This window comes from Candidatus Nanopelagicus limnes, from assembly GCF_002287885.2.
Classification (GTDB): Bacteria; Actinomycetota; Actinomycetes; order Nanopelagicales; family Nanopelagicaceae; genus Nanopelagicus; species Nanopelagicus limnae.
This window is the reverse complement of the sequence record NZ_CP016768.2, coordinates 23,118-34,359: the sequence shown is the minus strand read 5'-3', so window position 1 is coordinate 34,359 and position 11,242 is coordinate 23,118. Positions and strand designations below refer to the sequence as shown.

Here is an 11,242-nt window from a genome sequence, read left to right as displayed (position 1 = left end):
TGTATCACGCCAAATATAGTGAATGTCATGTCAGATGTCCTCAGCCAAGTGAAGGAGACTACCAAATGGATCGATCATATAAACGTGCTTAGACCTAACGGCATGAACCGAGTGTTCAGAATCTGGTCTAACAACTGAACCTACTACCTTGCCTCCATGCCCAATTACAATATTAATCGCAACTTCCAAATTGTCTACAGTGAAAGCTATGTGATGAAGTCCTGTTTTAGTCATAAGTGTTTGTGGCATGGATTCACTATCCAACTTATTTTGTGGTGCAACAAATTCCATCAATTCCAACCGTTCGCCTCCCTTAAAATGTAACTTACAAGTCTTTATGATGACCCCAGGAACGCCCAGCAAACTTTCAATGAAAACGCCTTCTTCTAAGTCTGACGAAACAAGCGTCCCACCTAATTCCTTATAAAAGACAGTTGCAGTGTCAATATCTTCGACACAAAAAGCAATATGTCTGAAATTTTCTATCAATTCACAGCCAATCCAGTAGTTGTCGCAGTTTTATCAGTGAAATATCGATTTGAGCACAATAAAATTTGACTGAAAAATTAACCTTAAGTATTCAGATTTGCCAGCGCCCAATCTAATCCCACCTCCTGGTTCAATGGCCATTCTGAGTTTGAAATCCTCAACAATTGAATCATTTCTTGATGTTTCACACTATCATTTTGGATCGAGTAAATAATGGATAAGAGATAACTTGATCTGTAGAACGATCGCCAGTCTGCATTGTCTCTATCTAATATAGTTTCTAACGCTAGCACAGCGACGTCGTAGTTCTGATCTTTAATTGCCCGTTTGGCGATTTCCAACAAAATTTTGTCTATTGGGGCTCTAGAAATATTAGTCAAGATTTCCAGAGTCTCTTTGGAAATTTTAAGTCTATTCACCAGGAACTTCCATGATTTTACCGTAGGTTTTTTACTATAGAGAAAAAATATTCGCGATCTAAAGCGCACTTTTTTGTTATCTCCAGATTTCAAGACAAAATCATAATAATCATTCAAATTAAGCTGCGTAATCCACTTGCGCAGAAATTCTAAATCTACAGTCGTGAATGTAAAAGTTGACTCGTAAACTGAAGCTTTTTCAACCCAATTTTCTTTTTTTGTGACTTTTGCATCTTCCTTTCGCGCGAAAACAAAACTTTCCTTGACCCCACGCAGCTTTTGATAACTTTTTGTGTAGAAATTCTCCTCGGGCGATGAGACATCAAGTATTTTGAAACCCAGTGAACTCAAAGCCATGATAATAAGTCTCTGTTCTGGAACATTTACTATCTGATTTTTAAAAGAGCTTCCATCAAAATAAGGGCTTTCAAACTTAAATGCAGCAATAGCCCACTCATATTCAGAATTTAAATAGACTACATCTTTTAAATTCAACAAACGTAAAATGTTACTGGCATCTCGCTCTGGTTTTTCAATAACCATTGAATCAATAAAAAGTATGTCAGAAGATTTTTTAGAAATATTTGTAATCGCCGCCGGCGTTGATTCAACATGATGAATGGTTCCTAAGCATAGAACTATATCAAATAAGGTCTCTGGGAATAATTCCCCAATAGAATCTATGCTGCCCTGGAATATTTCCATTTTGGATTCAATTCCATAATGAATTCGAGCATACTCCCCTTTTTGAATGTTTTTTAGTCTTGGCTCTACTCCAACTGCGCGTTTAAAATTGAATCGAAGATTGAGTTGGTGGAGGATCCAGGCGTCATAGCATCCGATATCCAAAATAGTTTTATTCGTCAATTCTTCATATGAGAAGATTTCTAAGAGTTTATTGGATATTTTCTCGACTAAGTCGAATGATCTTTTAAAAAATAAATATGTTCCAGCGCCCTCTTCAACATTTTCCAGAGATATATTGCCATTAACCCAAATACCGTGTTCGTAAGGACCATTAGCGTTAAGGAGCCTCTTAGATGTTCGCATAGTTTCTTTCAAAATTTCTCCCCTTTGAGCATTTTTTAGTCATTGCTTCCTATTCGAACTTGTAAGTTTCCGAATTCACTTTAAATCTTCAGTATACTTTTCTATGAGCTCTACAACCTCATCCGCACTAAATTCTAATTCCTCGGCAGAGACTTCCGTCCATATTGCCGAGGATTCACGCTGAAATTTGTGGATATTGCCCCCCTTTTCTCTTAAAAGCCAAGCAAGTTCACTAGAATAATGAATCTCAGACTTTCCAGTATCTATGATTATAATCTTTTTGTATTTCAACAATTCTGAGATTACGTGAGACCTTGCATTCAGTTTCGACAATCTGGAAATAACCCACAAATCAAACGGACATTCGTTTCCGTTAGTTTTACTTATAACACCCTCTATGAAAGAAATCTCTACACCAAAAAAAATAATTGCGATACAAGATGCTTCAATTTTTGAATTATCTTCTTTATACAAAATAGCTTCTTCAAATTCCTTGGATACGACAAAGGAATGATTAACATATTTCTTCATATTTTTCTGGCTAAGTGCCAATAAATGTAATCCAGGTAATTCTGCATTTTTGAATGCTAAATCAATAGTCTCCTTAGTAGATAAAAAGTTAACCGGCACACGTGTAAGCGAAGCAAATTCGTCTAGGCTGTTAAGACTGGCTTGAGGTCCTTCATAACCACTATCAACTACGACCATTAGAACTACAAAGGGAGCCAAGAGCTGGCCACTTCGTAGAACATTTGTGGTGTTCGTGAGTTGATCAATTCCAAGGAGTGCAAAATCATGTTGCTTCATTAGAAATAATGAGGGAACGCCAGACATAGCCAACCCGAAGCCGAAGCCCATCAATGAATTTTCTGCATTGGTGGTATTAATCGCGTGTACACCCTTGATTTCTTCAAGACCCGCCCCAAGTCCTGAAATTCTGGACCCAGCAACAATGTTTTGGCCGTAAATCACTGAATCTTCATAATTTGAGAATTGATCTCTTATTTTCTTATTAATATATTGTATGAATGAAATATCCATTGATCTACTTGCCAAGCTCAAGGTCGTCTAGGACAGCAAACATTGGATCGGAAGAATTTCTCTCAAAAACGTTGTTAGAATCGGTTTCTATTCTAATAGCGCCAGCATGATAATTTATATATCTTTTACTTCCTAACTCTTCTTCTTTATAGAATCCCCCGAGAGAGTGGACTGCGACTTCAATAATAAGCGGTCTACTTAACTTAACAACATTCCTTCTGGCTGCTTCAAGTTCATAGACATATTTCTCTGGATTGTTTTCGCTAAGATACAAAAAATCAACGGATAATGATCCTGCGAAAGTTTTCAAGTCTATTTCTGATCTACGTTCTGCGATACTTGTGCCAAGCGACCACTCATTATTTTCCACGAGAAAAACTATAGGCAGCCCAACTGAAGAGGCAAAAAGAACTGATTCATAGAAGATTCCTTCTTCTATTGCTCCATCACCAGTTATAGCCCAAGTTACGCTGCCGTCTCCTCTAATTTTAGATGCCATTCCAACGCCTAAAGAAACTGCTAAATTATTTCCTAGGATATTAGATGTATAAATATTTCTCGCTTTTGGATTCATTAGATTCATCGACCCAAGTTTTCCACCTGCAATACCACTCTCTTTTAATCTATACTCATCAATTAATTCATTCTTTGAAGCCCCAAGAGCCAAGTGGTAGTGAATATTCCTGTGAGTTAACAGCAACTTATCTTTTGCGCTAAGTATTTTCACTAATGAAGTAGCAATTGCCTCATGTCCAATCCCTAAATGAATAGGAATTTGGAACTCTCCAGCGATAATCATTTTATTTATATCTAATTGAATCGCACGTGACCGTTGAATTTCTTTCGCAAGTTCAAGGCGCTGGCTCATAGGCCCTATTATATTCACAATTCAAAATTTAAAGCTGGATAACGCTAAATAGAATTAGCTATCCAACGCCCAAATGGCAAGGCACTAGTCCAGCCTGGCGATACTGCATTAAGTATGTGTATTGAATTATGGGATTTACGCACAATGAAGTCTTGCTCAAGTTTGCCTGATTCCAAATTAACGAGCTGGGCGCGGATTCCTGGCTTTAGTTTCTTCCAATGCTTAACGTCTTTAATTTCGGGAACAATCCTTGCTATATCTCGTACTAAGAATTTAGTCATTATTTTGGGTATTTCACCTCTAAGAATTTCTCTTAAGTCATATTCTTTCCCTTTTATTAGGGACAACATAGATTTCAAAGAATCCTTTATATCGCCAAATTCCACATGATTTGTTGCCGAATACTGCTCCCGACCAAATAGAGGCATTGCCGTTGGTCCGATTTTAATATCTCCATCAAGAGTCAAAGTTATATGAACGCCTAGAAATGGATTGATAGGATGTGGTACTGGATAAATCAAAGTTTTAGGACTTGAAATCAATCTCCTAGAAACTCTATAAACGCCTTTGAATGGAAGGCATGCGAACTCAGTGCCTATACCTATGCTTCGTGCGATTTGATCTGCGTGTACTCCAGCAGCATTAACGAAATAATTTGCGGGGATTTCCTTATTCTGAGTGAATGCTTTAACTGCCCCATTAAACTCTCGTAGTTTAACTTCATTGCCTGTAATTATAACTCCACCCAGCTTCTTGAACTTCAAAGCAAGAAAATCAATCACTGACCTTGGATCTGCAATTGCAGTAGTTGGGGACCACAAAAATTTACCATGAGTTCTTGCAGCAGGCTCAAATTTACTAAGTAGATTTGCATCGAGGAGTTCGAGTTCAATTTTGTTCTCTAGGCCTCGACGATACAAAGTTTCTAGTCTTCCGACTTCATTCAGGTTTGAAGTTACGACAACTTTTCCTATTTCTTTCAAGAGAAGGTTATTTTCTTTGCAAAGAGCTTTTAATTCTCTATTGCCATCCGCGCAGAACCTGGCCTTGAGAGATTCGGGTGAATAATAAAACCCAGAGTGAATAACTCCTGAATTTCGACCGGATGCATGCATGCCAAGATTCGACTCTTTTTCAAAAATGGAAACTTTTATCTTGGGTTTTGATTCAAGTAAAGCGATTCCAATAGATAAACCAATTATTCCGGAGCCAATTACTAGGTAGTCCGTGCTGTTGAATTCCTGCATAGTGAAATGAAACTACCACATGGCAAAATAATCTATTTAGAGAGACTACAATCCGTGCGTGGAGATTATTTCTAATCCGATAGTATTTATTGGAATGCCTGTATATAACAGCGAAAATACCATTAGACAAACACTCGAATCTATTGTGTGTCAAGATTATGATGAATGGAAATTGTTAATTTCAGATAACTTTTCGACTGATTTAACTCGTGAAATCTGTCAAGAATTTGTGGAGCTAGATGATCGAATAACTCTTCACCAACAATCTGAAAACATTGGTGCATGGAATAATTTCATTTTTGTTCTAGAAAAATCTGAGGGGCCATATTTTAAATTTCAAGCAGCTGACGATGTACTGAGTCGGGATTATTTAAAATCAAATGTTCTTGAGCTAGAAGTGGATAGTTCTATATTGGGGTCGTCATCTCCAGATTGCTGGGACTGGGAGTACGAGGAACAAAAAAGTCCAGTTATTTTTGAATTAAGAGGAAGCCAACGTTATCGGCTAAGAACCCTGAGAGAGAATTGCTGGCGATCGAATGGTTTATTTTACGCAATCTACAGAACGAACGAAATTCGTAATGTAATCACCAAAGAGATCTTTGCAAGCAAAATTGCAATATTGGATTGGCTTATCTTGGCCAGACTTGTCAAGGCTGGAAACATAAATAGAAGTAAGTCAGGCCTAATGATCTTGGGATCAAATGGTGCGTCAAATTCAAAAGAACTAGCCTGGTTTAATCAGTTGACAAGTTTTCGTAGCAAGATTTTTCCTTATTGGGGATTTTTTAGATTACTTAAAAAGAGTTCTGGCAAACTTCTAATTGGGGCAAGTGTCGAAGTGTTATTTTGGATAATAGAGATGCAACTCGCTCATACGAAAGGTTTGCTTTGGCTAATATTAAAAAAGTCTGGCAAAGGTATAAATACTCAGTAGACTAAATGACGTGCGCAGTTTAAATCATTCTGAGAATTATTCGATAAAGAGGAAATCTAGCGGAGTTCCAGCAGGAACTTCTTTAAGAAATTTTCTTCCAATTAAGTTAGGTAGGTACTTCGGTTTTATTCCACCTCCTGGACGAATAGCGCGGATATTCTGTTCAGTAACAGTCTCTCCAGCTTGTACATCCTTAACTACATATAAAGATCGCCTTATTCTTCTAGATTCCCTTTCAGATTCTTGCATACTCCAGTTTTCTGAACCAAGAGATAATGCAGCCGAAGTTCCCTCTTCAACCAATTGTTTGAATTCGTGAGGCTCCATCGAGAATGCTCCATCCGGCCCTCCATCACTTCTCTTAATTGTTATGTGTTTTTCAATAGCCACTGCCCCAAGGGCTATTGCAGCAATGCTCACGCCAATGCCTAAAGTGTGATCAGAAAGACCAACTTTTACTCCGAATCTATCTCTTAACAATTTCATTCGAAAAATGTGCGCATCGGCTGGTTTCGCCGGATAAGAACTCGTACATACTAATAGAGTCAAGTTTGAATTGCCAGTTTTTCTCACAACTTCGACTAACTCATCAATCTCTTCTAATTCAGTCGCTCCAGTGGAAATTATCAGTGGCTTTCCAGTTTCTGCCACCCTTCTTATCAATTTGTGGTCGCCAGTCTCCATTGATGCGATCTTGTACATGGGTGCACCCAAAGATTCAAGAAAGTCAACAGCCGTTGAATCAAAGGGGGAACTAAATGGAATAACACTTCTTTCCCTACACAAGTTAAACAAATCTTCGTGCCACTCCCAGGGTGTATGCGCACTTTCGTAAAGCGAATAGAGTTTCTTTCCGCCCCAAAGAGCGTGGTCATCCGAAATTCTAAATTCTGGAGTATTCAAATCCAAAGTCATGGTTGCAGCAGTATAAGTTTGGAATTTTACCGCAGTGGCTCCTGCGCCGATGGCTGCAGTTACCAATTTCTTGGCTCGTTCAAAATCTCCAAGATGGTTAGCAGAAATCTCAGCTATAAATAAGGGCTTCTGTGTAACTAGTTTCAATCTGGAACCCCCCAAGTTTTATTTTTAGCCTCGAGGGATAATCTAATGCTCCATTCTATACCAGTCGCATCTTGAAAAACCGCGGAAGTTCCATTACTGAAGTCCAATGCTTGAATTCTTCTGACAAATTGCTCGGCTGTTAGAATCTCTTTGGCGTCAATTTTTCTTACCGACTCCAAATCAGAAATCCGGTGCGAAGAAACCCCTAATTCAGGCTGCTTACTTGCTATCAAATTTCCACTAATCCAATCCTGAAAAAAGTTTACAAATAATCCAAGCAATGATTCCGTTAACTTGACGTAGATAGCAGCTGCATTGGCTTCGATTCTAAAGTCAACCTGAGCCTGAACGTAAATATCTCCTGCATCTAATTTACTTGTTAATTTATGTATGGTGACACCTTGAGGTTTATTGTCAATAACAGACCAAGAAATTGGGTTTGCACCCCGACCAATAGGAAGTAAGGACGGGTGTAAATTCACAAAGTCTTTTTTTGCCTTGTCTATTAATTTATCTTCAATTATATGACCAAACATCGCAGAAACGCCATATTCGAATTCAGGGAGTTTTTCTAAATCCAAATCGTTATACTCAACTATTGTATAGACTGAATCTAAATTTGATAACGTATTAGTTAGTTCTTTTAGAAACTCTTGACTTCGTTTATTTTCTTCATTAATCACTATAAATTGGATCAAAGCGTTTTGCTGAGAATGCAAATATTTTAGAACTTTTATTCCTAATCTTGAATTAATAAATAATGCAATTTTTTTCTTACTCATAAGAAATCAACTTCAATAATGTTTCTGAGATATAATCAATTTCCTTCTTACTAACTCCTACATGCATAGGAAGCGAGATCTGCTGGGAATAAAAAAGCTCACTTACCGGAAATTGACCAACAATATGACTATATTTTGTAAATACTGGGTGCAAATGGGCGGGTAAGTAATTAACCTGCACGCCTACTCCTGAAGTTCTTAATCCTTCAAATACTCTTTTTCGTGAATCCGCATTAACCCTGATTGGGTACAGATGCCACATTGGCTCGGTGGAGCTTTTAATAATCGGTATGCGTACATTATCAATATGTGAAAGCAGTGAGCCATAATAATTAAAGGTATCCATCCTGATTCTCTTAAAATGAATAATTCTGCTCAATTGACTTATCCCTAAGGCACAAAGAATGTCAGGTAATCTGTAATTAAGACCGAACTCATGAACTTCTTGATGCCATGGTCCTTCCTCATTCAGAATAAAACTGTTTGGATCTCTCACAAGTCCTTGCCGTGAAAAACTCTTAGCCTTTGCAAGTAACTCTGGTTTCGGCGAACTTACAGCCCCGCCTTCACCTGTGGTGATGTTTTTTGTTGGGAAAAATGAAAAAGTAGTTAGGTCAGCAAGTGAACCAACTGGTCTGCCTTTATAGGTTGAACCAAGACTGTGGGAGGCATCTTCAATCAAATAGATACTGTGTCTATCGGCAATTAACCTTAGCTCATCCATATCTGCAGGATGGCCCGCGTAATCAACAGCTACTATTGCTTTAGTCCTAGTTGTAATGGCGGCTTCAACAGCTTTGGGATCAATGTTCCCAGTATCTTCTTGAATATCAGCAAAAACTATTTTCGCACCCATGAGTGCCGCTGTTGCTTGGGTCGCAATAAAGGTTAGTGGAGGTGTGATTACTTCATCCCCAGGCTCTATTCCAATCGCTGCATATGCACAATGTAGTGCGGCGGTTCCTGATGAAACAGATATGGCTGGCGCGCCTACAACTTTTGAAATTTCATTTTCGAAAAATTCTACGAGGGGCCCTGTTGTTAAAAAGTTTTCTCGAAGCGCTTTGGATACCGACGCAATATCTTCCTCCGATATAGATTGCTTGCCGTAGGGGATCATTTTTACAGCCTAAAATTAGTAAGATGGGATTTAATTTCATCAACGCTCATCCAAAGATCATTTGTGTCGGACCTAAATGCAGAACCTTCTTCCATTCTAGTTCCGCTGGGTTCTTTATATCCCCATTCAGATATGACAGGCGTAACTACATATCGATTTCCAACAAGAATTGCCCGTCTGCTGTCATCAGCCGAAATCATTTCTTCATGTAGTTTTTCACCAGGGCGCATACCAATTTCAATTATTTTTGAATTTGGTGCCACTGCTTTTGCTAAATCCGTGAGCTTCATGCTTGGAATTCTTGGCACATACAGCTCGCCTCCCTGCATAATTCCAAATGATTCAACTACAAATTCAACAGCTTGCTGAATGCTGATCCAAAATCTTGTCATTCTTATATCAGTTAAAGGAATAGATTCTCCAGATTCTGCAATTTGGCGAAAATAAGGAATGACCGAACCGCGGCTTCCCATTACATTTCCGTATCGCACGACACAGAACGCAGTCCCGTAAGAAATACTATAATTATTTGCAGCAACAAAAAGTTTATCCGCGGTTAATTTAGTCGCACCATATAAATTGATTGGAGAAGAAGCCTTATCGGTTGATAAAGCCACGACTTTTTTTACCTTTGTTTCAATTGCAGCATCAATTATGTTTTGACTTCCAAGCACATTTGTTTTTATAAACTCCATTGGGTTATATTCACCTGTATCAACCTGCTTTAACGCAGCTGCATGTATGACAAAGTCAACACCATGAAAAGCACGTATCAATCTTTGCAGATCTCTTATGTCACCCAAAAACCACCTTAGTCGAGTATTATCCTTGAAATATTTTCGTAATTCATGTTGCTTAAGTTCGTCTCTGGAAAAAATAATAATTCGTCTAGCTTTGGAATTATGAAGGAGATGGCTTACAAGTGCTTGACCTATTGAACCAGTACCACCTGTAATTAGTATTGAAGCATTATCGAGTATTTGCACTGTATCCTCCCTAATTCAATAATATAGTTGCTTCATGACAAGATATATAAAGCAGTATACCTGACATGAAAAGAAGATATGTTTTTAGAGCTGACGCTTCTGACCAGATGGGTTCTGGGCATGTCATGCGAGTTTATTCAATTATTGAAAAAATGTTAGAGGAAAATCTTGATGTTATTTTTGTGGGAAATATTGTTGGTCTACCGTGGCTTACTGAACTACTTGAGCAAATGATAGGGAGAATAAAACTTGTAAAGGAAGAGAATTTTGTATTTAACCCTATGCAAGATGTATTAATAATAGATTCTTACACCATAAACCCTAATCATAATTTTCTAAAAAAAGAAAATTGGTTCAAAATTATTGCGCTTGTTGAGATTGGAACGCCAAAATATTTGGCAGATTTTTATATCCATTGTGGTACTAATAAGCAGATAGGGCTGGAGTTTGGAATTTCAAACAATAAATTAAAAAGTGGATTAAACTACATACCTATTAGAAAATCCTTGAAAGAAATTCGCTTTAGATTAAGTGAGATTAATGCTCAGGGTCAAATTAAAATTCTAGTGGTTGGAGGTGGTACTGACCCATTAGGATTCGTCCCAAAAGTAGCAAGAGAACTAATTAAACTTGACGAGCAGTTTCAAGCAATATTATTTTCGAATGCACAGAATTTGCTTCACATGCTCGATTATAGATTTTCACAAAGAAATATCGGTAGTTATCTTGAAAGAGACTTAATTGATTCTGATCTAGTTTTAACTCTATCGGGAACATCTAGTTGGGAATTTCTCTCATGTGGTTTTCCACTTGGTATTGCTTTGGGGTTTGATAATCAGAGAGATAATTTTGAATTTCAAACACATAATAAAATTGCGATTGGTATAGGACACTTTAGTCTTGTGGGTGGCTTTAATCTCAATTTTGAAAATATAAGAAGATTAGTGATAGACCGAGGACTAAGGCAAGAATTATCGCAATCTGCTTTAACCAAAATAGATGGTTTTGGTGTAGCAAGAATAGTAGACGTGATTTTAAGATTGAATTAAGAAGCTAATTCTAGAATTTGTGCGCTTTAGAAAATTTATGACATTACTTTCAATACAAACTAGCAAACTCGGTTATGAACCTGACAAACTGGGCATGTGCCGAATTAGGCTTATATAGTGAAGTTCATAGTCGGGGCTATGCGACGTCTCCAACTGCTCAAGATTACCGCTGTTTACTCACCTCTAGCCAAT

11 protein-coding genes are annotated in these 11,242 nt (G+C 37.8%); 2 read left to right on the top strand and 9 right to left on the bottom strand.

What is annotated here, in order from left to right; genetic code table 11:
- Nucleotides 1-30: 30 nt before the first annotated feature.
- The 5 genes from B1s21122_RS00175 to lhgO form a co-directional block, all read right to left on the bottom strand.
- Nucleotides 31-489, bottom strand: a complete 459-nt coding sequence (locus B1s21122_RS00175) for a VOC family protein (protein ID WP_190278560.1) — start codon at nucleotides 487-489, stop codon at nucleotides 31-33.
- 83 nt (nucleotides 490-572) lie between these two features.
- Nucleotides 573-1,958, bottom strand: a complete 1,386-nt coding sequence (locus B1s21122_RS00170) for a class I SAM-dependent methyltransferase (RefSeq protein WP_095681209.1) — start codon at nucleotides 1,956-1,958, stop codon at nucleotides 573-575.
- A gap of 75 nt (nucleotides 1,959-2,033) precedes the next feature.
- A complete protein-coding gene (locus tag B1s21122_RS00165; RefSeq protein ID WP_095681210.1) occupies nucleotides 2,034-2,999 on the bottom strand; it encodes a hypothetical protein in 966 nt (321 codons plus the stop codon).
- A 4-nt stretch (nucleotides 3,000-3,003) separates the two neighbouring features.
- On the bottom strand, nucleotides 3,004-3,867 hold the full coding sequence (locus tag B1s21122_RS00160; RefSeq protein WP_095681211.1) for a thiamine pyrophosphate-dependent enzyme: 864 nt from the start codon (nucleotides 3,865-3,867) through the stop codon (nucleotides 3,004-3,006).
- Nucleotides 3,868-3,911: 44 nt separating this feature from the next.
- Nucleotides 3,912-5,114 (bottom strand): L-2-hydroxyglutarate oxidase, encoded by a 1,203-nt coding sequence (lhgO, locus tag B1s21122_RS00155; protein WP_095681212.1) that lies wholly within the window; start codon nucleotides 5,112-5,114, stop codon nucleotides 3,912-3,914.
- Between the two features lie 58 nt (nucleotides 5,115-5,172).
- On the opposite strand from lhgO, the gene B1s21122_RS00150 reads away from it, so the two are divergent.
- Nucleotides 5,173-6,051: a glycosyltransferase family A protein gene (locus B1s21122_RS00150; protein ID WP_095681213.1), complete on the top strand. Its 879-nt coding sequence runs from the start codon at nucleotides 5,173-5,175 to the stop codon at nucleotides 6,049-6,051.
- Between the two features lie 36 nt (nucleotides 6,052-6,087).
- Here B1s21122_RS00150 and pseI read toward each other — a convergent pair whose 3' ends face one another.
- From pseI to pseB, 4 genes are read right to left on the bottom strand one after another with little or no spacing between them, the layout of a single operon-like run.
- A complete protein-coding gene (gene pseI, locus B1s21122_RS00145; RefSeq protein ID WP_223299056.1) occupies nucleotides 6,088-7,113 on the bottom strand; it encodes a pseudaminic acid synthase in 1,026 nt (341 codons plus the stop codon).
- A complete protein-coding gene (locus B1s21122_RS00140; protein ID WP_095681215.1) occupies nucleotides 7,110-7,895 on the bottom strand; it encodes a formyltransferase family protein in 786 nt (261 codons plus the stop codon). The genes pseI and B1s21122_RS00140 overlap by 4 nt, the downstream gene beginning before the upstream one ends.
- Nucleotides 7,888-9,015, bottom strand: coding sequence for a DegT/DnrJ/EryC1/StrS family aminotransferase (locus tag B1s21122_RS00135; protein ID WP_095681216.1), 1,128 nt, complete (start codon nucleotides 9,013-9,015; stop codon nucleotides 7,888-7,890). The genes B1s21122_RS00140 and B1s21122_RS00135 overlap by 8 nt, the downstream gene beginning before the upstream one ends.
- A 2-nt stretch (nucleotides 9,016-9,017) precedes the next feature.
- The gene (pseB, locus tag B1s21122_RS00130) at nucleotides 9,018-10,001 is read right to left on the bottom strand and encodes a UDP-N-acetylglucosamine 4,6-dehydratase (inverting) (protein WP_096961010.1); all 984 of its coding nucleotides are present in this window, start codon (nucleotides 9,999-10,001) and stop codon (nucleotides 9,018-9,020) included.
- Between the two features lie 65 nt (nucleotides 10,002-10,066).
- On the opposite strand from pseB, the gene B1s21122_RS00125 reads away from it, so the two are divergent.
- A complete protein-coding gene (locus B1s21122_RS00125; protein ID WP_095680109.1) occupies nucleotides 10,067-11,050 on the top strand; it encodes a hypothetical protein in 984 nt (327 codons plus the stop codon).
- Nucleotides 11,051-11,242: the final 192 nt, after the last annotated feature.